We start from the raw sequence: 22,343 nt of genomic DNA, 5'->3' as shown, positions 1-22,343 counted from the left end.
CAGTGGCCAAGACGGCTATTAACACGTGCTGTATTCCGTGCTAGATAACTGACCGAACGGTCGGTCATTAAAGGTCGACATCGATTCTCGAGGGAGGAGATACGGATGTCTGAGGCATTCATCTGTGACGCGGTACGCACCCCCGTCGGCCGATATGGCGGGGCACTTTCCGGCGTCCGTGCCGATGATCTGGCTGCCGTGCCGCTTTCTGCCCTGATGGCGCGCAATGCGTCGGTGGATTGGGCCAGCGTGGATGACATCATCCTCGGCTGCGCAAACCAGGCAGGGGAAGACAACCGCAACGTGGCCCGCATGGCGGGCCTGCTGGCGGGTCTTCCGATCGAGGTGCCCGGCACCACGGTCAATCGCCTCTGCGGCTCGGGCATGGATGCCATTGGCCTGGCCGCGCGCACCATCCGTGCCGGTGATGGCGACCTGTTGCTCGCCGGCGGTGTCGAGAGCATGAGCCGCGCGCCCTTCGTGGTGGCCAAGGCGACCTCGGCCTTTTCGCGCAATGCCGAGATGTATGACACCACCATCGGCTGGCGCTTCAAGAACCCCAAGCTCGACAAGGTGTTCGGCACCCATTCGATGCCCGAGACCGCAGACAACGTGGCCGAGGATTACGGCGTCAGCCGCGCCGATCAGGATGCTTTTGCCGTGCGCTCGCAGGACCGCTGGGAGGCCGCGCACAAGGCCGGCGTCTTCGCCGAGGAGATCGTTCCGGTGACAATCCCGCAGCGCAAGGGCGAGCCGCTTGTGGTTGATACCGACGAGCACCCGCGTCCCGGCACCACGGTCGAGAACCTGGCGCGGCTGCGCGGCGTCAACGGTCCCGATCTCAGCGTCACCGCGGGCAATGCCTCGGGCGTCAACGATGGCGCGGCGGGGGTGATCGTCGCCTCCGAAGCAGCGGCGGCGAAGAACGGCCTCAGCCCGCAGGCGCGCGTCGTTGCCATGGCGGCGGCGGGCGTCGCGCCCCGCGTCATGGGCATCGGTCCGGTTCCGGCGACCCGCCGGGTCCTCGCCCGTGCCGGGATGACGCTGGACCAGATGGACGTCATCGAGCTCAACGAGGCCTTCGCGGCGCAGGGGCTCGCGGTGCTGCGAGAGCTCGGCCTGCCCGACGACGCAGCCCATGTAAACGCCAATGGCGGTGCCATCGCCATGGGCCACCCGCTTGGCATGTCCGGCGCGCGGCTCGTCCTGACCGCGACCCGGCAGCTGCACCGCACCGGCGGCCGCTACGCCCTCTGCACCATGTGCGTGGGCGTGGGGCAGGGGATCGCGATGATCCTCGAACGTATCTGACCCCTCAGCAAGGAGGCACGACCATGTATGCACAGATGGTGAAATCGGAAGGCATGAAGTCGCTCGAGGAGATGAGCCCCGAGGAGCGCGCCTTTCAGGAGCGGGTCGACCGCGGCGAGAAGATCGAGCCCAAGGAATGGATGCCCGAGGGCTACCGCAAGACGCTGATCCGCCAGATCGGCCAGCACGCGCACTCGGAGATCGTCGGCCAGCTGCCCGAGGGCAACTGGATCACCCGCGCGCCGACGCTGGAGCGCAAGGCGATCCTGCTCGCCAAGGTTCAGGACGAGGCTGGGCATGGGCTCTACCTCTATTCCGCCGCCGAGACGCTGGGCGTGTCGCGCGACGAGCTGTTCGAGAAACTGCACTCGGGCGCGATGAAGTACAGCTCGATCTTCAACTACCCGACGCTGACCTGGGCCGACATGGGTGCGGTGGGCTGGCTGGTCGACGGCGCGGCGATCATGAACCAGGTGCCGCTGCAGCGCACCTCCTACGGTCCCTACAGCCGTGCGATGATCCGCATCTGCAAGGAAGAGAGCTTCCACCAGCGGCAGGGCTACGCGATCATGATGAAGATGGCGCAGGGCACGCCCGAGCAGAAGGAAATGGCGCAGGATGCGCTGAACCGCTTCTGGTACCCCTCGCTGATGATGTTCGGCCCGTCCGACAAGGACTCGGTGCACTCCGCGCAGTCGATGGCGTGGAAGATCAAGATGAACACCAACGACGAGCTGCGCCAGAAATTCGTCGACGAGACGGTGCCGCAGGCCGAGTACCTCGGTCTCACCGTGCCCGACGAGACGCTCAAGTGGAACGAGGAGCGCGGTCACTACGATTTCGCCGAGCCCGACTGGGCCGAGTTCTTTGAGGTGATCAAGGGCAACGGCCCCTGCAATGAAGAGCGACTCGGCGCGCGGCGCGAGGCCTGGGACAAGGGCGCGTGGTTCCGTGACGGGCTAACCGCCTATGCCGAGAAGGCCGCCGCCCGTCGCGCGGCTTCGAACGTCGCCGCCGAATAAGCGCATCGAGGAGGATGTGACATGACCAAGAAAGAATGGCCGCTCTGGGAGATCTTCATCCGGGGCCAGCACGGGCTGAACCACCGCCACGTCGGCAGCCTGCACGCACCGGATGCCGAGATGGCGATCAAGAACGCCCGCGACGTCTACACCCGCCGCAAGGAAGGCGTGTCGATCTGGGTGGTGCCCTCGGCGGCGATCACCGCCTCGGCGCCCTCCGAGAAGGGCCCGCTCTTCGATCCGGCGGAAAGCAAGGTCTATCGGCACCCGACCTTCTTCGACATCCCCGACGAAGTGGGGCACATGTGATGCCCTCGCTTCCCGATGCCGCAACGCCGGATGTCGCCCGGCTCGCCGAGCGCGCCGCAGCCGCGCAGTCGCATGATCCGCATATCGCGGACGTGGCGCTGAAACCCGCCTTCTTCGACTGGCTGTGCCGGATGGGGGACAATTCGCTGATCCTCGGCCATCGCATTTCGGAATGGTGCGGCCATGGCCCGGTGCTGGAGGAGGACATTGCGCTGGCCAACACCGCGCTCGACCTGATCGGCCATACCCAGATGTGGCTCGGCCTTGCCGCCGAGGTCGAAGGGTCAGGGCGTAGCGCCGATGACCTCGCGTTCCTGCGCGACGCGATGAAGTTCCGCAACCTCAAGCTGGTCGAGCTGCCGAACGGTGACATGGCGGTGACGCTGATGCGCGAATTCCTGTTCGATGCCTTCCATTACGAACTGCTGACCGCGCTGACCAAATCGTCGAGCCCGCGCGTGGCCGAGATCGCCGCCAAGGCGCTCAAGGAGGTGTCCTACCACCTCGAGCGGTCGTCGGATCTGGTGGTCCGGCTGGGCGATGGCACCGAGGAAAGCCACGCCCGGATGCAGGCGGCGCTGAACAAGGTCTGGGGTTACACCGGAGAGATGTTCGCCGCCGACGCGGTGGATGACGCTGTGGCCGAGGCCGGCATCGCGCCCGCGCTCGCGGACCTACTCCCGCTCTGGCAGCGCACCGTGGCCGAGGTGCTGGACGAGGCGACGCTCAGCCAGCCCGAGCAGCGTTTCGACGCGCAGACCGGCGGCAAGCAGGGGCGGCACACCGAGCACTTGGGCTACATCCTTGCCGAGATGCAGTTCCTGCAGCGCGCCTACCCGGGCGCAAGCTGGTAAGGCCGATGACCGCGGTTCTGCCATCCACCGAGCAGGTCTGGGACTGGCTGGGCGAGGTGCCCGATCCCGAGATCCCCGTGGTCTCGGTTACCGAGCTCGGGATCGTGCGCGAGGTCCGCTGGGAAGGCGAGACGCTGGTGGTGGCGGTGACGCCGACCTATTCCGGCTGTCCCGCCACCTCGGTGATCGACCTGATGATCGAGACCCAGCTGCGCGAGAAGGGCATTACCGACCTGCGGCTGGAACGCCGGTTGTCGCCGCCCTGGACCACCGACTGGGTGACCGAGGCCGCGCGTGACAAGCTGCGCGCCTACGGCATCGCCCCGCCGGTGGACGGCACCGCATCAGACGGTCTGATGGCGGGCCGCGCGGCGCGGCTCTCGGGCCGGTCGAACCTGGTGATTGCCTGCCCGCGCTGCGGCTCTTCCCACACCGAGCGGGTCAGCCAGTATGGCTCGACCCCCTGCAAGGCCAGCTACCGCTGCCGCGACTGCCTCGAGCCTTTCGACTACTTCAAGTGCCACTGAGCCATTCCGGTGCCCCGGCGGGGCATCCCCTAGCTACGTCCCTGTCCAGACAGGAGGAGGTCTGACATGCCCCGTTTCCATCCCCTCGAAGTGACCGACGTCCGCCGCGAGACCCGCGACGCCGTGGTGGTCACGCTCAAGCCGCGCGACGAGGACGCGGAGAATTTCGGTTTCACTCAGGGCCAGTACCTGACCTTCCGCCGCGATTTCGACGGTGAGGAGCTGCGCCGCTCCTACTCGATCTGCGCCGGGCTCGACGAGGGTTGCCTCAAGGTCGGCATCAAGCGTGTTGATGGCGGCGCCTTCTCGACTTGGGCCAATGAGGATCTGAAACCCGGCGACACGCTTGACGCTATGGTGCCGCAGGGGCGGTTCTTCAGCGTGCTCGACCCGTCGAGCGCCAAGAGCTACCTCGGCTTCGCCGGCGGCTCCGGCATCACGCCGGTGCTGTCGATCATCAAGACCGTGCTGTCGCGCGAGCCGAATGCCACCTTCACGCTGGTCTACGCCAACCGCCAGGTCGGCTCGATCATGTTCCGCGAGGAACTGGAGGATCTTAAGAACACCTATCTCGGCCGTTTCTCGGTGATCCACATCCTCGAAAGCGAGGGACAGGAGATCGACCTCTTCACCGGGCGCATCGACGCCGAGAAGATGGACATGCTGTTCCGCCTCTGGATCGATGCCGAGAGTGTCGACACCGCCTTCATCTGCGGCCCCGAGCCGATGATGCTGACCATCGCGGAAAGCCTGCGCCAGGCCGGGCTGACCGATGCGCAGATCAAGTTCGAACTCTTCGCCTCGTCGCAGCCGGGCCGCGCCAAGAAGCGGGCGGTCTCGCAGCAGGCCGCTGCCGCGGGCAACACCTGCGAGGTTTCGGTCACGCTCGACGGCGCGACGCGGACCTTCCAGATGCCGAAGGACGGAACCGCCGTGCTCGATGCCGCCATCGAGAACAACATGGACGCGCCCTATTCGTGCAAGGCGGGCGTCTGCTCGACGTGCCGCGCCAAGGTGCTCGAAGGCGAGGTCGAGATGGAGATCAACCACGCGCTCGAGGACTACGAGGTTCGCGCCGGCTACGTGCTGTCGTGCCAGTGCATTCCGCTCTCCGACAAGGTGGTGCTCAGCTATGACGAATGACACCGACACCATGCCCATCGCCGACTATCTCGCGCAGGGCGGCAAGCTGACCTCGCCCGAGAACGTGCCGCCGCGCTACCGCGGCGAGCTGTTGCGGCTGATGTCCTCCTTTGTCGACAGCGAGCTGGCGGGTTCGGCCGGCTTTGCCGAGGCGATCAACTGGGCGCCGGGGATCAAGGCGCGCATCGCCGCCAGCCGGATCACGCTGGAAAAGGCCGACCATGCCGAGCGCGTGCTCGATCTGATGGAGGGCTTCGGCACCGACAAGGCGCTCTACGAGCGGGCGCACGACTGGGCCGCGCGAGAGAGCCGCGACAGCACGCTCGAGGCAAAGCGCTACGGCGGCGACATGCGGCTCTCGGTCTTCCACTACCCGCTGACGGGCTGGACCGACGCGGTGGTGATGAACGTGCTCATGGGGCTCGCGACGCAGCACGCCGTGGGCGAGCTGGCGCGCTGTTCGTACCAACCGCTGGCCGAGGTTCTGCGGGACATTCTCCCGCGCGAGAAGCGGCACATGGAGCTGGGGATCGAGGGGCTCGAGCGGATCGGGGCGACGGACGAGGCGCGGGCCTCGGTCGCCTACTGGATGCCGCGCGTGGCCGAGACCTTCGGCCCGGCCGTGTCCGAGCGCTTCGAGAAGCTCAAGGCCATGGGCCTGCGCCACACGGACAACGAGACGCTGCGCGCTGCGTGGCGCGCCGAGGCGGAAAGCACGCTTTCCGGCCTTGGCCTGAACTGAACAGGAAGGACGAGCAAATGCTGGACACGGGACGCACCGCGCGCCGCCTCGAGAGCTACGTGCAGGGCGCATGGCGCGCCGGGCAGGGCGAGGGCAAACCGCTTGCCAATGCCGCGACCGGGGAGGTGCACGCCTATATCGGTTCCGACGGGCTCGATTTCGCCGGAGCACTGGACTGGGGCCGCGAGGTCGGCGGCAAGGCGCTGCGCCAGTACACCATCCACGAGCGGGCGCTGATGCTCAAAGAGATCGGCCTCAAGCTCATGGAGATGAAGGACGAGTTCCACGCCGAGAGCCTCGCCACCGGCGCCACCGCCCGTGACGCCTGGCCGGATATCGACGGCGGCATCGGGACCATGCTCACCTTCGCCTCGAAGGCGCGGCGCGAGCTGCCGAACGCCAAGGTCATCCCCGAGGGCGCGGTCGAGGGGCTGTCGCGCGACGGCAGCTTCGTCGGTCAGCACATCCTCGTGCCGATGCAGGGCGTGGCGATCCACATCAACGCTTTCAACTTCCCGGTCTGGGGGATGCTGGAAAAGATCGCCCCTGCGCTGATCGCCGGCATGCCGTGCCTCGTCAAACCCGCCTCGGCCACCGCCTACCTGAGCGAGCTGGTGGTGCGGCGCATCCTCGAGATGGGCATCCTGCCCGACGGCGCGCTGCAGATCATTTGTGGCGGCGTCGGCGATCTTCTGGACCACGTGACCGGGCAGGACATCGTCACCTTCACCGGCTCGGCCACGACCGGGCGCAAGCTGAAATCGCATCCGGCGATCGTTGAAAACTCGGTGCGTTTCACCATGGAGGCGGACAGCCTCAATGCCGCGATCCTCGGCCCGGACGCGGCCCCCGGCACGCCGGAATTCGATCTCTTCATCAAGGAAGTGCATCGAGAGATGACCGCCAAAGCGGGGCAGAAATGCACCGCGATCCGCCGCGTTCTCGTTCCCAAGGCGCATGAGCAGGCGGTGATCGAGGCGCTGTCCGAGCGGCTCGGCAAGACGCCGCTGGGTCTGCCGGACGATGCCAACGCCCGCATGAGCGCGCTGGCCTCTCTGGGTGACCGTGATGGCGTGCGCGAGAAGATCGCCGAGATCGCCCGCGAGGCGGAGATCGTCTTCGGCGATCCGGCCAAGGTCGCGCTGGTCTCGGGCGACGCCGAGAAGGGCGCTTTCCTGAACCCGGTTCTGCTGCGCTGTGCCGACCCGATGAACGCCTCCGCCCCGCATGACATCGAAGCCTTCGGCCCGGTGGCGACGGTGATGGCCTACGAGGGGCTGGATCAGGCGATCGAGATGGCGATGATGGGCAAGGGCTCGCTGGTCTCGTCGGTCTTCACCAATGATCCCGACGTGGCGGCGGAACTGGTGATCGGCGTCGCGCCCTTCCACGGGCGGGTGATGCTGGGCAACCGCGACAGCGCCAAGAGCTCGACCGGCCACGGCGCGCCGCTGGCGCCGCTGGTGCATGGCGGGCCGGGCCGCGCCGGCGGTGGCGAGGAGATGGGCGGCATGCGCGGGGTGAAGCATTTCATGATGCGCACCGCCGTGCAGGGCACACCGAGGCTGCTCTCGGCGGTCACCGGCGAATGGGTCGCGGGCGCACCTGCCGAGCAGGGCACCCACCCGTTCCGCAAGTCGCTGGCCGAGCTGAGCATCGGCGACCAGCTGGTCACCGAGCGCCGGGTGATCACCGAGGAGGACGTGGAGCACTTCGCCAACTTCACCGGCGACACCTTCTATGCCCACATGGACAGCGACGCGGCCAAGGCGAACCCGTTTTTCGACGACCGCGTGGCGCATGGCTACCTCATCGCCTCCTTCGCGGCGGGTCTCTTCGTGCAGCCCGATCCCGGCCCGGTGCTGGCCAACTACGGCGTCGACAACCTGCGCTTCCTGACGCCGGTCTACTTCGGCGACAGCCTGCAGGTGCAGCTGACCTGCAAGCAGATCAACCCGCGCGAGGGCACGATCTACGGCGAGGTGCGCTGGGATTGCCGCGTCACCAACCAGAACGACGAGGTGGTGGCCGAATATGACGTGCTGACCATGGTGGCCAAGAGCTGGCCGCTGCCGCAGGAGGGTTGAACATGGCGATCTGGTCCTGGGACGGGGTGGTGCCGGTGGTGGCCCCCTCGGCCTTCGTCCATCCCGAGGCGGTTCTGATCGGCGACGTGATCGTGGGGGCCGGCTGCTATGTCGGCCCCGGCGCGGTGCTGCGCGGTGATTTCGGGCGGATCACGCTGCACCCGGGGTCCAACGTGCAGGAGACCTGCGTCGCCCATGCCTTTCCCGGCAAGGATGTCGTGGTCGAGGAGCGCGGCCACGTCGGACACGGCGCGGTGCTGCACGGCTGTCACATCGGGCGCAACGCGCTGGTGGGGATGAACGCGGTGGTGATGGATGAGGCGCTGATCGGCGAGAACAGCATCCTCGGCGCCATGGCCTTCGTGCGGGCGGGGACGGAGATCCCAGCCAATGTGATGGCCGTTGGCTCGCCCGCCAAGGTGCTGCGCGAGCTGACCGAACAGGAGATCGACTGGAAGTCGCGCGGCACGGATGTCTACCGGCAGCTTGCGGTGGACGCCAAGACCAAGCTTGCCCCGGCGCAGCCTCTGACCGAGGTGGAGAAGGGGCGCCGCCGCGTGACGGCGCCCGAGTACGACCCGCTTGTGGTCGAACGCGCGGCGCTCAGCGGACGGCCTTGACCCCCTCTAGGATCAGGGTCGTCGCCACGCGGGCATAGTCCTCGCGGCTGATCTTGCCGCCGTCGCGGAACCACATGTAGACCCAGTTCATCATGCCGAAGAGCGACATGGTGACCGGCATCAGAAGGGGCCGCTCGGGCGTGTCGAGCTGCGGGTGTATCTCGTTCAGAACGTTCGAGAAGTGCTTGACGATGCGGCGCTCGATCTTGGTGATGCCGGCTTTCTGCTCGTCCGACAGCGCAGGGCCGGCGTTGAGCTGGACCTTGTGCTGGTCGTCGGCGCCCTTGTAGGCGTCGAGCACGGTCATCACCAGCTTCTCGAGACGCTCGCGCGGGGGCAGGGCGGGGTCGTCCGCCTCTTCCAGCGCCGCGTCGAGTTCGTCGAGATGTCCCTCGATGATCGCGAATATCAGCGCGTCCTTCGATGGGTAATAGTGGTAGAGCAGCGACTTGGAGACCCCGGCCTCGGAGGCGATCTGGGACATCGACGCCTTTTCCATGCCCTGCGTCGCGAAGACGTTGGCGGCGGTCAGAAGCAGCTGGTGCTGCTTTTCCTCGAAGTCGCTGGCGCGCGTTCTTGCCATATGCGCGAATGCTCCTCTTGGTCCGGCGGGGGAATGGCGGCGCGCCAGTCCTTAGCCGCCGGACGGGGTATTTTCTAGTCTGCCCGGAGGTTACTTCGGGCGGTTGTCGACGACGCGCTTGGCTTTGCCTTCGGAACGGGCAACGCCCTCGGGATCATGCACCTCGATCTTTGTCGAGACGCCGACCACCGACTTGATGTGATGCGACAGCTCCTTTGCCGAGGCGGCGCGGGCGTCGGCATCGCAGCGGGCCGGGGTGCATTCGACGTGCACGGTCATGATGTCCATGCGGTCCTTGCGGCCGAGCTCGATCTGGAAGTGCGGCGCGAGGCCCTCGCATTTCAGGATTTGCTCCTCGATCTGCGTCGGGAAGACGTTGACGCCGCGCAGGATGATCATGTCGTCGCTGCGGCCGGTGATCTTCTCGATCCGGCGCATCGAGCGGGCGGTTCCCGGAAGAATGCGGGTGAGGTCGCGGGTCCGGTAGCGCACCATCGGCAGACCTTCCTTGGTGAGCGTGGTGAACACCAGTTCGCCCATCTCGCCGTCAGGCAGCACCTCGCCCGTCGTGGGATCGATGATCTCGGGGTAGAAGTGGTCTTCCCAGACGTGCAGCCCGTCCTTGGTCTCGACGCATTCGTTGGCGACGCCGGGGCCCATGATCTCGGACAGGCCGTAGATGTCGACCGCGTGCATGTCGAAGGCCTGCTCGATCTCCTCGCGCATGGCGTTGGTCCAGGGCTCCGCGCCGAAGATGCCGACCTTCAGCGAGCTCTGGCGCGGGTCGAGGCCCTGGCGGCGGAATTCGTCGAGGATCGAGAGCATGTAGGAGGGCGTGACCATGATGATCTGCGGACGGAAGTCCTGCATCAGCGTGACCTGGCGCTCGGTCATGCCGCCGGAGATCGGCACCACGGTGCAGCCGAGACGTTCGGCGCCGTAGTGGGCACCAAGGCCGCCGGTGAACAGGCCATAGCCGTAGGCGACGTGGCAGATGTCCCCCTTGCGGCCGCCCGAGGCGCGGATCGAGCGCGCCATGCAGTCGGCCCAGGTGTCGATGTCCTTCTGGGTGTAGCCGACCACGGTGGGCTTGCCGGTGGTGCCGGACGAGCCATGGATGCGCACCAGCTGCTCACGCGGGACGGCGAACATGCCAAACGGGTAGGTGTCGCGCAGGTCCTGCTTCATGGTGAAGGGGAACTTGGCGAGATCGGCGAGCGTCTTGAAGTCATCCGGATGCGCGCCGTGCTCGTCGAAGCGTTTGCGATAGAAGGGAGAATTCTCGTAGGCGTGGCGCAGCGACCAGGCCATGCGCTTCTGCTGAAGCGCGGAAATCTCGTCACGGCTGGCGATCTCGATCGGATCGAGGATCTCCTTCATGGGGGTCATGTCAGTCATGGTCTCTCCTCCCTTCAAAGGTCAGCCCTCCGCCCGCGTTTCGGGCAGCAGTGGCCGGTTGAGCGTCCGCGAATGGCCGCGGAATTCTGCGATGACGGTCCCGTCCTCCCGGGTGATCGTCACGTCATAGATGCCGGAGCGGCCCTTGCGCGACACCTCGCGCGCGGTGGCCGTCAGCCGATCCCCGAGCGCGCCCGGGGTGATGTAGGTGACCGAGCAATGCTGCGCGACGGTCATCTCGTTGTAGGTGTTGCAGGCAAAGGCGAAGGCGCTGTCGGCGAGCGTGAAGAGATAGCCGCCATGGGCATTGCCGTGGCCGTTGGTCATCTGATCGCTCAGCTCCATCTCGAGCGTCGCATGGCCGGGCGCGATGTGGGTCAGCTTCATGCCGAGCCGCTGCGAGGCGCTGTCGGCGTTCCACATTTCCTTGGCGCAGGCCTCGGCGAGATCCTGGGCGGTCATGGTCTGACTGTCCTTCATGGCTCACTTCCCCCGGAAGCTGGCGGGACGTTTCTCGAGAAAGGCGGTCACCCCCTCGGCGTAGTCGTCGGAGCGGCCCGCCTCGCGCTGGCAGTCTCGCTCGCGGTCGAGATGCGTGTCGAGATCGTTCGTCGCGGCCTCGTGGATCAGCCGCTTGGTCAGCCCCAGCCCCAGCGTCGGCCCGGCGGCGAGCTTTGCGGCCAGCGCTTCGGCTTCGGGGATCAGCGCCTCGTCAGCCAGTGCCTTCCAGATCAGCCCCCAGTCGGCGGCGGTCTCGGCCATCAGCGGCTCGGCGGTCATGGTCAGCGCCTTGGCGCGCGGCTCGCCGAGGATGCGGGTCAGCGACCAGCTGCCGCCCGCATCGGGGATCAGGCCGATTTTCGAGAAGGCCTGGATGAACTTCGCCGACTTCGCCGCTAGGACGATGTCGCAGGCAAAGGCGATGTTGGCCCCGGCGCCCGCCGCCACGCCGTTCACGGCGCAGATCACCGGCTTTTCCAGTGAGCGGATCAGGCGGAGCGTGGGATTGTAGAAGGTCTCGATCGTGTGGCCGAGGTCGGGCTTCGGCCCGCCCTTTCGCGGATCGCGGTCGCCGAGGTCCTGCCCGGCGCAGAAGCCGCGCCCGGCACCGGTCAGCAGCACGGCGCGAATCGAGTCGTCATCGTGCGCACGCTGGATTTGAGCGCGCAGGGCAAGATGCATCTCCTCGTTGAAGGAGTTCAGCTTTACCGGACGGTTGAGCGTCAGCTTCAGAACGCCGGAATCCAGCTCCGCCAATACGGTTTGCGATGTCGTCATGTAATCCTCCCAGCCCCCCTCCACGGGGCCTGTGACATTTACCGTTGCATAAACCGACCGGACGGTCAATGATACTGGTTAAGCTTTGGGAGGAGCCATGACAGACCTGTTCACCCGCCATAAACCGCTGCTGGAAAGTGCCCTGAAGGCGCTGGAAACGCGCGAATTCTGGACTCCGTTCCCCGAGGTCCCGAGCGGGAAGATCTATGGCGAGACCGCGAAGGAAGAAGGCGAATCGTCCTATGCTGCCCTGCTTGGCAGCGCCTTCGATCTACCCGGCCACCCCGAGGAGGGGCGCGTTGGCTCCGAGGTCTCGCCCTGGGGGGCCGAGCTTGGCATCACCTATCCCGCTGCGGCGCCCGAAACGCTGGTCGCCGCCTCCGAGCAGGCCGCGCCCGCCTTTGCCGATTCTTCGGTCGAGGTCCGGACCGGCGCGCTGCTCGAGGCGCTGGTGCGGCTCAACAAGATGAGCTTCCTGCTCGGCCACGCCACCATGCACACCACCGGCCAGGCCTTTGCCATGGCCTTTCAGGCAGGCGGTCCGCACGCGCAGGATCGCGGTCTGGAAGCGCTTGCCATGGCCTATTCCGAGCTGACCCGCAGCGCCCGTGATGCGGTTTGGGAAAAGCCGCAGGGCAAGCACGCGCCGCTGGTGATCGAGAAGCACTGGGAACTGGTGCCGCGCGGCATCGCGCTGACCGTGGGCTGCAACACCTTCCCGACCTGGAATGGCTATCCGGGGATCTTTGCCAGCCTCGCCACTGGCAACCCGGTGATCGTCAAGCCGCACCCGCGCGCCATCCTGCCGCTGGCGCTGACCGTGCGGGTGCTGCGCGAGGTGTTCGTCGAAGCTGGCCTGCCGCAGGACGCGGTGCTGCTCGCCGTCGATACGCCGGATGCCCAGATCACCAAGGAGCTTGCGGCACATGAGAAGGTGGCACTGATCGACTACACCGGTTCCACAGCGTTTGCCGACTGGATCCGTGCCAACAGCCGCGCGCAGGTCTTCACCGAGGAGGCCGGGGTGAACTCTGTCACCATCACCGGCACCGACGACTTCGCCGGCATGTGCGCCAACCTCGCCTTCTCGCTGTCGCTCTACTCGGGGCAGATGTGCACCTCGCCGCAGAACCTCTACATCCCGCGCGGCGGGATCGACACGGATGAAGGCGAAAAGACCTTCGATGCGGTGGCCGAGGGGATCAAGCAGGCGATCGACGCGCTGCTCTCGGATCCGGCGCGCGCCGCCGGGGTCTGCGGCACCATCGTCAATCCCGCTACGCTTGAACGTATCGCTTCCGCGCGTGGCGCGGGCCGGGTGATCCGCGACAGCGCCGAGACCGGCCACGGACGCAGTGCCACGCCGCTCATGGTGGTGGTCGAGGGTGCCGACGGCCCGCAAAACGACGAATGCTTCGGCCCGGTCTCGTTCCTCGTGCCCTGTGACAGTGCCGAGGACGCCATCGCCCGCGCCGCCTGCGTCGCCCGCAGCAAGGGCGCAATCACCGCCGCGCTCTACGCGACCGACGAGGCACTCATCAGACGTGCCGCCAAGGCCTTTGCGCAGGCGGGGGTGAACCTTTCGGTGAATCTCACCGGCAATATCTACGTGAACCAGTCGGCGGCCTTCTCCGACTTCCACGTCACCGGGGCGAACCCGGCGGGCAATGCCAGCCTGACCGACGCCGCCTTCGTCGCGCCCCGCTTCCGGCGCGTGATGATCCGCTGGCCAAAAGCGGCCTGACGGCGCCCGGCACCCGATACAAGACGGACACCAATCTGGGAGGAGTTACCATGATGTCCAAGACCACCACCGCGCTTGCCACCCTGGCCGCGCTCGGCGCCCTGACCGGCGCCGCGCAGGCCGAGATCCGCCTCGGCGTCAGCGTTTCGGCCACCGGCCCGGCGGCCTTCCTCGGCGACCCCGAGGCCAAGACCATCGAGATGCTGGTCGAGCAGCTGAACGAAGAGGGCGGCATCAACGGCGAGGAGATCGCGCTGACGCTCTACGACGACGGCGGCGATCCCAACAAGGCGCGCACCTTCGCCACCCGCCTCGTCGAGGATGACGAGGTCGTGGCGATCCTCGGCGGCTCGACCACGGGCACCACCATGTCGATCCTGTCGGTGGCAGAGGACGAGGGCATTCCCTTCATCTCGCTGGCCGGCGCGATCTCGATCATTGACCCGGTGCGCGAGTTCGTCTTCAAGACCCCGCACACCGACCGCATGGCCTGCGAGAAGATCTTCACCGACATGCAGGCGCAGGGCATCACCAAGATCGGCATGATCTCGGGTACCGACGGGTTTGGCGCCTCGATGCAGGCGCAGTGCAAGGAGGTCGCGGGCGATCACGGCATCGAGATCCTCGCCGACGAGACCTACGGCCCGCAGGACGCCGACATGACCCCGCAGCTGACCCGCATCCGCAACACCGACGGTGTGCAGGCGGTGCTGAACCCGGGCTTCGGCCAGGGCCCGGCGATCGTCACCCGCAACGTCGCGCAGCTCGGCTTCGAGATCCCGCTCTACCAGAGCCACGGGGTCGCCTCGGACGCCTTCATCGATCTCGCCGGGGCCGAGGCCGCCGAGGGGCTGCGCCTGCCGGGCACTGCCCTTTTGATCGCCGACAAGCTGGCCGAGGACGACGCACAATACGAGGTGGTGACCTCCTACACCGAGGCCTACAAGGCCAAGTACGATCAGGACGTCTCGACCTTCGGCGGCTACGCGCATGACGCCTTCGCGCTGATCGTCGACGCCATCACCCGCGCCGGTGACAGCGAGGATCCGCAGGCGATCCGCGACGCACTGGAAGAGACCAGCGGCCTGGTCGGCACCACCGGCACCTACAGCTTCTCGCCCGAGGATCACCTCGGCCTCGATCTCAGCGCCTTCCGGATGCTGGAGATCAAGGACGGCGACTGGCTGCCCGTCGAGTAACCCCCTCCGGCTCCGGGCCCCGTGCCCGGAGCCGCATCCCCAAACCGCTAAGCTCTGGGAGCCCCAATGGACGCCCTGCTGCAATTCCTGTTCTCCGGTCTGACCGTGGGCGCCGTCTACGCGCTCGTGGCGCTGGGATTCACCATCATCTACAACGCCTCCGACGTGGTGAACTTCGCCCAGGGCGAATTCGTCATGCTGGGCGGGATGATCACCGTCTTCACCTATCAGGCCGGGCTGCCGCTGCCGCTCGCCGCCGTTGTCGCGATCCTCGTGACATCGGCCATCGGCGTGGCGCTGAACAAGCTGGCCATCGAGCCGGCGCGCGGCGCGCCCGTGGTCTCGCTGATCATCATCACCATCGGCGCCTCGATCGTGATCCGCGGCGCGACGCAGCTGATCTTCGACAAGCAGCTGCACCGCTTCCCGTCCTTCTCGGGCGACGATCCGATCCACGTGCTGGGCGCGACGATCCTGCCGCAGAGCCTGTGGGTGATCGGCGGCGCGCTGGCGGTCTTCGTGGGCCTCTGGATCTTCTTCACCCGCACCCTGACCGGCAAGGCGGTGCTTGCCACGGCCAACAACCGCGTCGCGGCGCAGCTGGTCGGGATCAATACCGGCTGGGTTATGACCCTGTCGTTCGGGCTTTCGGCGGCCATCGGCGCCTTCGCCGGCGTGCTGGTCACCCCGATCACGCTGGTCGGCTATGACGTCGGCGTCGCGCTGGCGCTGAAGGGCTTTGCCGCCGCCATGCTCGGCGGCATGGGCAACCCCAAGGGCGCGCTGGTGGGCGGGCTGCTGCTTGGCTGCTTCGAGGCGCTGACCGCGGGCTATCTCAGCTCGCAATACAAGGAGGCGGTGGCCTTCATCGTCATCCTCGCCGTGCTCTTCGTCATGCCGCAGGGCCTCTTCGGCAGCAAATCGACGGAGCGCGTGTGATGACCGGACGCAACAAATGGATTTCGCTCGGCGTGCTGGCGCTGCTCATCGCGCTGCTGCCGCTGTTCTTCCCCTCGGGCTACTACTACCGCGTCGGCGCGCTGATCTTCGTCAACGCGCTGTCGGTGGTCGGACTGGTGATCCTGATCGGCTATGCCGGGCAGATCAGCCTCGGGCACGCGGGCTTTGCCGGGATCGGCGCCTATGCCTGCGCGCTGGCGCCCGAGCACCTCGGGCTGCACCCGGCGCTGGCGGTGCTGCTCGGCGCCGTGGTCTCGGGCGTCATGGCGGCGCTGATCGGCAAGCCGATCCTGCGGCTCAAGGGCTACTACCTTGCAGTGGCGACTCTGGGCTTCGGCATCCTCGTGTCGATGGTGCTGACCAACGAGCGCGCGCTGACTGGGGGGCCCGACGGGATGAACGTCGCCGACCTCGGCCTGCGCGGGTTGCTGCGCGACATGGGCTGGCGGCTTTCGGGCGGCGAGTTCTGGTACATGATCTGCGGCGTGGTGCTGCTGGTCGGGGCCTGGCTGGCGCTCAACCTCTTCGACAGCCCTTCGGGGCGCGCCATGCGGGCGCTGCACGGCTCGGAAGTCGCGGCCTCCACCGTCGGCGTCGACGTGCCGCGCCAGAAGCTGCGCGCCTTCGTGATCTCGGCGGTCTACGCCTCGGTCGCGGGCTCGCTGCTGGCCTTGCAGAACGGCTATATCACGCCGGATGTGGCGGGCTTCATGCATTCGGTCGAGATGGTCACCATGGCGGTGCTTGGCGGTGTCGGTTCGGTGCTGGGCGCGACCTTCGGCGCGGCAATCCTGACGCTGCTGCCGCAGGTGCTGACGGTCTTCGCCGAATACGAGCAGCTGGTGCTGGGTCTCGTGATGGTGCTGGTGATGATCTTCCTGCCGCAGGGGCTCTTGCCCTCGATCGCGCGGCGCCTGAAGGGGAGGGACGAATGAGCCTTCTGGACGTACAGGGCCTCGGCATCAGCTTCGGCGGGCTGAAGGCGGTCAACGACGTGAGCTTCAAGGTCTCGCCGGGCGAGATCGTCTCGGTCATCGGGCCGAATGGCGCCGGCAAGACCACGCTCTTCAACATGATCTCGGGCGTCTACCAACCCGGGCGCGGCTCGGTCTCGCTGAGCGGCACCGAGGTGACGGGGGTGGCCCCCAACCGGCTGGCCGAGATGGGTCTGTCGCGCACCTTCCAGAACCTGCAGATCTTTCAGGAGATGACGGTGCTCGACAACGTGCTGGCGGGCTATCATCTCTCAGAGCGCGGCTCGGTCTGGGCCGACCTGCTGTCGCTGCCGGGGATGCGCCGCCGGGCTGCGGAGGCTCGAGAAGGGGCGCGCAGGCTGCTGGAGCGCGTGCGGCTCGACAAGGCCGCCGAGCAGGTGGCGGGCAACCTCAGCTACGGCGCGCTGAAGCGGCTGGAAATCGCCCGCGCGCTGGCGCTGAACCCCAAGATCCTGCTGCTGGATGAGCCGGCGGCAGGCTGCAACGCCGTCGAGACCGAGGAGATCGACCACCTGATCGCCGAGCTTGCCGCCTCGGGCATCGCCATCCTGCTGGTCGAGCACGACATGAAGCTGGTGATGCGGATCTCGAACCACATCGTCGTGCTGGACCATGGCGAGAAGATTGCCGAGGGCGATCCTGCCACCGTCTCGCGCGACCCGGCGGTGATCGCCGCCTATCTCGGCACCGAAGAGGAGGAGCCTGCCCATGCTGACGGTTGAGGGGCTGCGCTCGCGCTACGGGCGCATCGAGGTGCTGCACGGGCTCGACCTCGAGGTCAGCTCGGGCGAGATCGTGACCGTTGTGGGCGCCAATGGCGCCGGCAAGACGACGCTGCTGAAGTGCCTTTCGGGCACCCAGCCGGTGAGCGACGGCAGCATCGTCTTCCGCGGCGAGAGCTTCGCCACCGTGCCCGCCCACAAGCGGCTGAAGCGGGGGCTGGCGCAATCGCCCGAGGGGCGGCAGATCTTCACCAATCTCACGGTCGAGGAGAACCTGCGCCTCGGAGCCTTCCTGTTCACCGATGAACGGGTGGATCGCGACATGGCCGACGCCTTCGCCATGTTCCCGATCCTCAAGGAAAAGCGCAATCTCGCGGCGGGCGGGCTCTCGGGCGGGCAGCAGCAGATGCTGGCCATCGCCCGCGCGCTGATGGGCCGGCCGCATTGCCTGCTGCTCGACGAGCCCTCGATGGGTCTGGCGCCGCTGCTGGTGGCGCAGATCTTCGAGGTGGTGAAATCGCTCAAGGAGCGCGACGTGACGGTGCTGCTGGTCGAGCAGAACGCCTATGGTGCGCTCAAGATCGCCGACCGCGGCTACGTGATGGAAACCGGGCGGATCACCATGACCGGTGCCGCGCCCGATCTCATCGCCGACCCGCGCATCCGTGAAGCCTATCTGGGACTCTGAACCATGACACTCCTGACTGTCCGCCGCGACGGCGAGATCGCCGTCGTCACCCTCGACAACCCGCCGGTGAACGCGATCTCCGAGGCTGTCCGAAAGGAGCTCTTCGAGATGGTGGGGCAGATCGACGCCGACCCCGGGCTGCGGGCCGCGGTGCTGATCTGCGCCGGGCGGACCTTCCTCGCCGGGGCGGACGTGCGCGAGTTCGGCAAGCCGCCGGTCGAGCCGCACTTGCCCGACGTGGTGGACCGGATCGAGGCGGCGGAAAAGCCATGGGTCGCGGCGATCCATGGCGCGGCGCTCGGTGGTGGCTTCGAGATCGCCATGGGATGCCGCTTCCGCGTCGCGGTGGAGAGCGCCCGGGTCGGCCTGCCGGAAGTCACGCTTGGCGTCATCCCCGGCGCCTCCGGCACGGTGCGCACGCCGCGGCTTGCGGGTGTCGAGGCAGCGGTCGAGCTGGTGACCAGCGGCCGGCCCCTCTCCGCCGCCAAGGCGCAGAAGGCGGGACTCTTGGATGCCGTGGTCAGCGGCGATCTCGAGAGCGGTGCCGTTGCCTTTGCCCGCAAGGCGCTGGGGGCGGATCTGCCGATGCCGGTGTCAAAACGCCCGCTGGAGCAGATGCCCGAAGAGTTCTGGCAGGGGGCCCGCAAGACCGCCTCCAAGGCCGGACATCAAGCCCCGCTGCGCGCGCTGGACAGCATCTGCTTTGCCACAGAGCACGGTTTCTCCGAGGCCATGGCGCATGAGCGCGAGACCTTCCTGGACCTGCGCGGCTCGGACGAGGCCGCGGCGTTGCGCCATGTGTTCTTCGCCGAGCGCGCCGCGCCGAAACCGGCGGCGCTCAAGGGCATCGAGCCGCGTCCCTTCAAGAGCGTCGGCGTCATTGGCGGCGGCACCATGGGCGCGGGCATCGCCGGTGCCTGCCGCGAGGCCGGCATGGAGATCATCCTCATCGAGCGCGATGCCGAGGCGGTGGCGCGGGGTCTCGACAACGTCGGCAAGATCTTCGACGGCGCGGTCAAGCGTGGCAAGATCTCCGAAGAGGGCCGCGCCGAGCGCATGGCAGGCGTGCGCGGCAGCAGCGACTATGCCGAATTGGCGCAGGTCGACCTGGTGATCGAGGCGGTGTTCGAGGAGATCGGCGTGAAGCGCGCGGTCTTCGCCGAACTGGGCCGCGTCTGCCGGAGTGATGCGTTGCTGGCGACCAATACGTCGTACCTCGATCCACGTGCCATCGCCGAGGGTCTGCCGAACCCCGAGCGTTTCATCGGGCTGCACTTCTTCAGCCCTGCACATATCATGAAGCTGCTCGAGATCGTGCCGACACCGGACACTGCGCCGGACGTGCTGGCCACTGGCTTCGCGCTCGGGCGCGCGTTGAACAAGATGCCGGTGCAGGCGGGCATCTGCGAGGGCTTCATCGGCAACCGCATCCTCAAGCGCTACCGCGCCGAGGCCGAGGGGCTGGTCTTGCAGGGCGTGGCGATCTCCGAGATCGACGCGGCGATGCGTGACTACGGTTTCCGCATGGGGCCCTTCGAGGCGCAGGATCTGGGCGGTCTGGACATTGCCTTCCTGCAGCGCGAAGGCGCGCGGGCGGCGGGGCGGGAGGTGGCCGAGACGCTGGGTGACGTCCTCGTGCGGGCCGGGCGCAAGGGTCAGAAGACGGCAGGCGGCTGGTACGACTACGCCGAGGGTGATCGGACACCGCAGCCCTCCGCCGCGGTTTCGGAGTTGCTCGGCGAGCGCATCTCCGGATCGCTCGACCTCCCGCGTAGCGAGATCGCCGAGCGGCTTGTCGGCGCAATGGCGGCGGAAGGCCAGGCGATCCTCGACGAGGGCATCGCGCAGGCGCCGCAGGACATCGACCTCGTGGAGGTCCACGGGTACGGATTTCCACGTTGGAAAGGTGGACCGATGTTCGCGGTCGCTGCGTCGTAGCACAGGCTCCGCAATGGTGCCTCCTTGGAGGGAGGCTCCTTCGCGGCTTGAGGGGTGAGGTGAGCGCGTGAGCCACCCCAAGCGGTCCAAGTTGCACCATTCGAGGTTGCGCTGAGGGAGGTCGCTACCGATGGGCAAATGGGCGCTCGCGCGACAGGTCCCGCTATCTCGGTTTTATCATGTCCTCTTTGAGGGAACCCGTCCTGCCCCCTGCTGAACCTCCCATCTTGGATTGGTGCGCCGGGGCAAGTGAAGCCGGAGGTTCAAGGCAGGACATCGCGCCTAGGGCGCGAAAGTACGGACCCCGCTCTCGGCAAGACACGCCGCAAGCGCGGGGTCCGGAGCCCGGTCGCTGACCAGCGTATCCATCTCTTCAAATTGCGCCACGACGTCCAGCTGCGTGAGCCCGAACTTGCTCGCGTCGATGAGGAAACGGCAGGCTGCCGACTGCCGCATCATCGCGCGTTTGACGGCGGCAAAACCTTCGACGGCCTCGGTCACCCCAGCCTCGCTGAGGCCCGCCGCGCCGAGGAAACAGGCGTCCACCTGGTAGCGGGCAAGGTAGTCACAGGTGTCGATGCCGACGACGGCGGCTTCCTGCGGCAGGTAGTTTCCCGGCGCAAGGATCACGCGCGCGCTGGCGCTCTGGCCGAGGATCATGCCGATCTGCAGGCTGTTGGTGATCGCGGTGACGCGGGTCTCTGCAAAGGCAAGCAGCCGGGCGAAGACCATGGTCGTCGAGCCCGCGTCGATCATGACCGTGTCGCCGTCGCGCACCAGCGACGCGGCGAGACCGGCCAGGCGTTCGCGCTCCACGACACGTTCCTGTCGGCGTTCGTCCAGATCGCGATGCGCGCCGGGATGGGTGGCAGAGGCTCCGCCATGGGCGCGCTCCAGCAAGCCCTGGCGTTCCAGATCGCCCATGTCACGGCGCACGGTTTCGGTGGTCACGCCGAACAGCGTCGCGAGCTCGGCAACCCGGACATGGGGCCGGAGCTTGAGCTGGAGCAGGATCTGCTCGTGCCGCTCGCGCTTCTTCATGCGATGTTGTGTGCTCGGCTGCTCCACCCCTGATCGCGCTCCGCCTGTTGTATCCGGAAGTTTGAATATCGCAGATAAATACGACAGATTTATTGCACTTCCAACATAAAGGTGATGTGATCCCGCTGGACTGGCCGGAGGACACAGGGGCCAGACGCACATAATGCCCTTTGGGAGGAGGACATCACCATGCTTAGGCACACCACGAGTCTGCTCGTGTCGCTGGCCCTGTCGGCCGGTGCGGCATTTGCTCAGGAAGAAACCGCGGCGCTCGACAGCCAGTACACCGACTCCGACGGTGACCTGGTCGCCGACGCGCCCGCGGATGCGGGCGATCTGAAGGATCCCGGCACCCTGGTCTTTGCCTATACGCCGGTCGAGGATCCGGCCATCTACGAGGACATCTGGGAGCCGTTCATCGCCCATCTCGAAGAGGTCACCGGCAAGGACGTGCAATTCTTCGCGGTGCAGTCCAACTCGGCCGAGGTCGAGGCGATGCGTTCGGGTCGCCTGCACATTGCCGGCTTCTCGACCGGGCCGACGCCTTTCGCGGTGAACCTTGCTGGGGCGGTGCCCTTCGCCATCATGGGAGCCGACGACGGGCAGTTCGGCTACAAGCTGCAGATCTACACTCAGGCCGACAGCGACATCAAGGAGGTGCCCGATCTTGCCGGCAAGCGCATCGCGCATACCTCGCCGACCTCGAATTCGGGCAATCTGGCGCCGCGCGCGCTGTTCCCCGACCTGGGCGTGGTGCCCGACACGGATTACGAGGTGGTCTATTCGGGCAGCCATGACCAATCAATGCTTGGGGTTGTCGCTGGCGACTACGACGCCGCGCCCGTCGCCTCGGAAGTGGTCGATCGCATGGCCGAGCGCGGGCTCTACGATCCCGCCGAGGTGCGCATCGTCTGGGAGAGCGATCCCTTCCCGACGACCTCCTATGCCTATGCCCATGATCTGACGCCCGAGCTGAAGGAGAAGATCGAGCAGGCCTTCTTCAGCTTCGACTTTGCCGGCACCGCGCTTGGCGAGGAGTTCAGCGGGGTCAGCAAGTTCATTCCGATCACCTACAAGGATCAGTGGAAGGTCATCCGCCAGATCCAAAAGGCGAACGGCGTCGAGTACACACCGGCCGGCCTTGCTGCAGAGTGACCTTACAAGACCGGAGCCGGGGTCTCG

Annotated in this window: 22 protein-coding genes; 17 read left to right on the top strand and 5 right to left on the bottom strand. The window is 66.9% G+C overall.

Annotated elements, in window-relative coordinates; genetic code table 11:
• The first annotated feature begins 105 nt into the window (after positions 1 to 105).
• The 9 genes from pcaF to BM397_RS21285 all read left to right on the top strand — a co-directional run bounded on the left by pcaF (position 106) and on the right by BM397_RS21285 (position 8,615).
• On the top strand, positions 106 to 1,311 hold the full coding sequence (pcaF, locus tag BM397_RS21325; RefSeq protein WP_092428287.1) for a 3-oxoadipyl-CoA thiolase: 1,206 nt from the start codon (positions 106 to 108) through the stop codon (positions 1,309 to 1,311).
• A 23-nt stretch (positions 1,312 to 1,334) separates the two neighbouring features.
• A complete protein-coding gene (gene paaA / locus BM397_RS21320) occupies positions 1,335 to 2,333 on the top strand; it encodes a 1,2-phenylacetyl-CoA epoxidase subunit PaaA (RefSeq protein ID WP_092428285.1) in 999 nt (332 codons plus the stop codon).
• A 21-nt stretch (positions 2,334 to 2,354) separates the two neighbouring features.
• A complete protein-coding gene (gene paaB / locus BM397_RS21315; RefSeq protein ID WP_092428283.1) occupies positions 2,355 to 2,642 on the top strand; it encodes a 1,2-phenylacetyl-CoA epoxidase subunit PaaB in 288 nt (95 codons plus the stop codon).
• Positions 2,642 to 3,496 carry a 1,2-phenylacetyl-CoA epoxidase subunit PaaC gene (gene paaC, locus BM397_RS21310; protein ID WP_092428281.1) on the top strand — a complete coding sequence of 285 codons (855 nt, stop codon included), beginning with the start codon at positions 2,642 to 2,644 and terminating at the stop codon, positions 3,494 to 3,496. Before paaB ends, paaC begins: the two co-directional genes overlap by 1 nt.
• A 5-nt stretch (positions 3,497 to 3,501) precedes the next feature.
• Positions 3,502 to 4,023 carry a 1,2-phenylacetyl-CoA epoxidase subunit PaaD gene (gene paaD, locus BM397_RS21305; protein ID WP_092428279.1) on the top strand — a complete coding sequence of 174 codons (522 nt, stop codon included), beginning with the start codon at positions 3,502 to 3,504 and terminating at the stop codon, positions 4,021 to 4,023.
• A gap of 66 nt (positions 4,024 to 4,089) precedes the next feature.
• Positions 4,090 to 5,166 carry a 1,2-phenylacetyl-CoA epoxidase subunit PaaE gene (gene paaE, locus BM397_RS21300; RefSeq protein ID WP_092428277.1) on the top strand — a complete coding sequence of 359 codons (1,077 nt, stop codon included), beginning with the start codon at positions 4,090 to 4,092 and terminating at the stop codon, positions 5,164 to 5,166.
• Positions 5,156 to 5,908 carry a Phenylacetic acid catabolic protein gene (locus BM397_RS21295; RefSeq protein WP_092428275.1) on the top strand — a complete coding sequence of 251 codons (753 nt, stop codon included), beginning with the start codon at positions 5,156 to 5,158 and terminating at the stop codon, positions 5,906 to 5,908. Before paaE ends, BM397_RS21295 begins: the two co-directional genes overlap by 11 nt.
• 17 nt (positions 5,909 to 5,925) lie before the next feature.
• Complete coding sequence (gene paaZ, locus BM397_RS21290) at positions 5,926 to 7,995, top strand: phenylacetic acid degradation bifunctional protein PaaZ (RefSeq protein ID WP_092428273.1); 2,070 nt, start codon at positions 5,926 to 5,928, stop codon at positions 7,993 to 7,995.
• 2 nt (positions 7,996 to 7,997) lie between these two features.
• Positions 7,998 to 8,615, top strand: coding sequence for an acyltransferase (locus BM397_RS21285; protein WP_092428271.1), 618 nt, complete (start codon positions 7,998 to 8,000; stop codon positions 8,613 to 8,615).
• On the opposite strand, the gene BM397_RS21280 is transcribed toward BM397_RS21285, so the two are convergent.
• The 4 genes from BM397_RS21280 to paaG form a co-directional block, all read right to left on the bottom strand.
• The gene (locus BM397_RS21280) at positions 8,599 to 9,198 is read right to left on the bottom strand and encodes a TetR/AcrR family transcriptional regulator (RefSeq protein WP_092428269.1); all 600 of its coding nucleotides are present in this window, start codon (positions 9,196 to 9,198) and stop codon (positions 8,599 to 8,601) included. The two genes, BM397_RS21285 and BM397_RS21280, sit on opposite strands and share 17 nt — an antisense overlap.
• A gap of 90 nt (positions 9,199 to 9,288) precedes the next feature.
• Positions 9,289 to 10,596, bottom strand: a complete 1,308-nt coding sequence (paaK, locus tag BM397_RS21275; protein WP_092428267.1) for a phenylacetate--CoA ligase PaaK — start codon at positions 10,594 to 10,596, stop codon at positions 9,289 to 9,291.
• Between the two features lie 21 nt (positions 10,597 to 10,617).
• Positions 10,618 to 11,058, bottom strand: coding sequence for a hydroxyphenylacetyl-CoA thioesterase PaaI (paaI, locus tag BM397_RS21270; RefSeq protein WP_092428391.1), 441 nt, complete (start codon positions 11,056 to 11,058; stop codon positions 10,618 to 10,620).
• 21 nt (positions 11,059 to 11,079) lie between these two features.
• Positions 11,080 to 11,874 carry a 2-(1,2-epoxy-1,2-dihydrophenyl)acetyl-CoA isomerase PaaG gene (paaG, locus tag BM397_RS21265; protein ID WP_092428265.1) on the bottom strand — a complete coding sequence of 265 codons (795 nt, stop codon included), beginning with the start codon at positions 11,872 to 11,874 and terminating at the stop codon, positions 11,080 to 11,082.
• A gap of 97 nt (positions 11,875 to 11,971) precedes the next feature.
• On the opposite strand from paaG, the gene paaN reads away from it, so the two are divergent.
• The 7 genes from paaN (at position 11,972) to BM397_RS21230 (ending at position 20,120) form a co-directional block, all read left to right on the top strand.
• Positions 11,972 to 13,618 carry a phenylacetic acid degradation protein PaaN gene (paaN, locus tag BM397_RS21260; protein ID WP_092428263.1) on the top strand — a complete coding sequence of 549 codons (1,647 nt, stop codon included), beginning with the start codon at positions 11,972 to 11,974 and terminating at the stop codon, positions 13,616 to 13,618.
• Between the two features lie 50 nt (positions 13,619 to 13,668).
• Positions 13,669 to 14,817, top strand: a complete 1,149-nt coding sequence (locus BM397_RS21255) for an ABC transporter substrate-binding protein (RefSeq protein WP_425425968.1) — start codon at positions 13,669 to 13,671, stop codon at positions 14,815 to 14,817.
• Between the two features lie 66 nt (positions 14,818 to 14,883).
• Entirely contained in the window at positions 14,884 to 15,756 is an 873-nt protein-coding gene (locus BM397_RS21250; protein WP_092428261.1) for a branched-chain amino acid ABC transporter permease, read from the top strand.
• A complete protein-coding gene (locus tag BM397_RS21245; RefSeq protein ID WP_092428259.1) occupies positions 15,756 to 16,712 on the top strand; it encodes a branched-chain amino acid ABC transporter permease in 957 nt (318 codons plus the stop codon). The genes BM397_RS21250 and BM397_RS21245 overlap by 1 nt, the downstream gene beginning before the upstream one ends.
• Complete coding sequence (locus BM397_RS21240; protein ID WP_092428257.1) at positions 16,709 to 17,494, top strand: ABC transporter ATP-binding protein; 786 nt, start codon at positions 16,709 to 16,711, stop codon at positions 17,492 to 17,494. Before BM397_RS21245 ends, BM397_RS21240 begins: the two co-directional genes overlap by 4 nt.
• A complete protein-coding gene (locus tag BM397_RS21235; protein ID WP_092428255.1) occupies positions 17,481 to 18,182 on the top strand; it encodes an ABC transporter ATP-binding protein in 702 nt (233 codons plus the stop codon). Before BM397_RS21240 ends, BM397_RS21235 begins: the two co-directional genes overlap by 14 nt.
• A 3-nt stretch (positions 18,183 to 18,185) precedes the next feature.
• Positions 18,186 to 20,120: a 3-hydroxyacyl-CoA dehydrogenase NAD-binding domain-containing protein gene (locus BM397_RS21230; RefSeq protein WP_092428253.1), complete on the top strand. Its 1,935-nt coding sequence runs from the start codon at positions 18,186 to 18,188 to the stop codon at positions 20,118 to 20,120.
• A 282-nt stretch (positions 20,121 to 20,402) separates the two neighbouring features.
• Here the strand turns inward: BM397_RS21230 and BM397_RS21225 are convergent, their stop codons facing one another.
• A complete protein-coding gene (locus BM397_RS21225; protein ID WP_245696162.1) occupies positions 20,403 to 21,161 on the bottom strand; it encodes a DeoR/GlpR family DNA-binding transcription regulator in 759 nt (252 codons plus the stop codon).
• Positions 21,162 to 21,350: 189 nt separating this feature from the next.
• On the opposite strand from BM397_RS21225, the gene phnD reads away from it, so the two are divergent.
• Positions 21,351 to 22,316, top strand: coding sequence for a phosphate/phosphite/phosphonate ABC transporter substrate-binding protein (gene phnD / locus BM397_RS21220; RefSeq protein ID WP_092428249.1), 966 nt, complete (start codon positions 21,351 to 21,353; stop codon positions 22,314 to 22,316).
• The last annotated feature ends 27 nt before the right edge of the window (positions 22,317 to 22,343 follow it).

Source organism: Alloyangia pacifica (assembly GCF_900116195.1).
Lineage (GTDB): Bacteria > Pseudomonadota > Alphaproteobacteria > Rhodobacterales > Rhodobacteraceae > Salipiger > Salipiger pacificus.
The sequence above is the reverse complement of the archived record's forward strand: the minus strand, read 5'-3'. Positions and strand labels throughout refer to the sequence as shown.

What these genes read in the sequence shown, in the direction of transcription:
- BM397_RS21245 (WP_092428259.1), top strand. Translation starts at nt 15,756, where the DNA reads ATGACCGGACGCAACAAATGGATTTCGCTCGGCGTGCTGGCGCTGCTC.
- paaD (WP_092428279.1), top strand. Translation starts at nt 3,502, where the DNA reads ATGACCGCGGTTCTGCCATCCACCGAGCAGGTCTGGGACTGGCTGGGC.
- BM397_RS21230 (WP_092428253.1), top strand. Translation starts at nt 18,186, where the DNA reads ATGACACTCCTGACTGTCCGCCGCGACGGCGAGATCGCCGTCGTCACC.
- BM397_RS21225 (WP_245696162.1), bottom strand. Translation starts at nt 21,161, where the DNA reads ATGAAGAAGCGCGAGCGGCACGAGCAGATCCTGCTCCAGCTCAAGCTC.
- BM397_RS21285 (WP_092428271.1), top strand. Translation starts at nt 7,998, where the DNA reads ATGGCGATCTGGTCCTGGGACGGGGTGGTGCCGGTGGTGGCCCCCTCG.
- BM397_RS21280 (WP_092428269.1), bottom strand. Translation starts at nt 9,198, where the DNA reads ATGGCAAGAACGCGCGCCAGCGACTTCGAGGAAAAGCAGCACCAGCTG.
- BM397_RS21250 (WP_092428261.1), top strand. Translation starts at nt 14,884, where the DNA reads ATGGACGCCCTGCTGCAATTCCTGTTCTCCGGTCTGACCGTGGGCGCC.
- paaI (WP_092428391.1), bottom strand. Translation starts at nt 11,058, where the DNA reads ATGACCGCCCAGGATCTCGCCGAGGCCTGCGCCAAGGAAATGTGGAAC.
- BM397_RS21235 (WP_092428255.1), top strand. Translation starts at nt 17,481, where the DNA reads ATGCTGACGGTTGAGGGGCTGCGCTCGCGCTACGGGCGCATCGAGGTG.
- phnD (WP_092428249.1), top strand. Translation starts at nt 21,351, where the DNA reads ATGCTTAGGCACACCACGAGTCTGCTCGTGTCGCTGGCCCTGTCGGCC.
- paaZ (WP_092428273.1), top strand. Translation starts at nt 5,926, where the DNA reads ATGCTGGACACGGGACGCACCGCGCGCCGCCTCGAGAGCTACGTGCAG.
- paaE (WP_092428277.1), top strand. Translation starts at nt 4,090, where the DNA reads ATGCCCCGTTTCCATCCCCTCGAAGTGACCGACGTCCGCCGCGAGACC.
- BM397_RS21240 (WP_092428257.1), top strand. Translation starts at nt 16,709, where the DNA reads ATGAGCCTTCTGGACGTACAGGGCCTCGGCATCAGCTTCGGCGGGCTG.
- paaA (WP_092428285.1), top strand. Translation starts at nt 1,335, where the DNA reads ATGTATGCACAGATGGTGAAATCGGAAGGCATGAAGTCGCTCGAGGAG.
- paaN (WP_092428263.1), top strand. Translation starts at nt 11,972, where the DNA reads ATGACAGACCTGTTCACCCGCCATAAACCGCTGCTGGAAAGTGCCCTG.
- pcaF (WP_092428287.1), top strand. Translation starts at nt 106, where the DNA reads ATGTCTGAGGCATTCATCTGTGACGCGGTACGCACCCCCGTCGGCCGA.
- BM397_RS21295 (WP_092428275.1), top strand. Translation starts at nt 5,156, where the DNA reads ATGACGAATGACACCGACACCATGCCCATCGCCGACTATCTCGCGCAG.
- paaB (WP_092428283.1), top strand. Translation starts at nt 2,355, where the DNA reads ATGACCAAGAAAGAATGGCCGCTCTGGGAGATCTTCATCCGGGGCCAG.
- paaK (WP_092428267.1), bottom strand. Translation starts at nt 10,596, where the DNA reads ATGACTGACATGACCCCCATGAAGGAGATCCTCGATCCGATCGAGATC.
- paaC (WP_092428281.1), top strand. Translation starts at nt 2,642, where the DNA reads ATGCCCTCGCTTCCCGATGCCGCAACGCCGGATGTCGCCCGGCTCGCC.
- BM397_RS21255 (WP_425425968.1), top strand. Translation starts at nt 13,669, where the DNA reads ATGATGTCCAAGACCACCACCGCGCTTGCCACCCTGGCCGCGCTCGGC.
- paaG (WP_092428265.1), bottom strand. Translation starts at nt 11,874, where the DNA reads ATGACGACATCGCAAACCGTATTGGCGGAGCTGGATTCCGGCGTTCTG.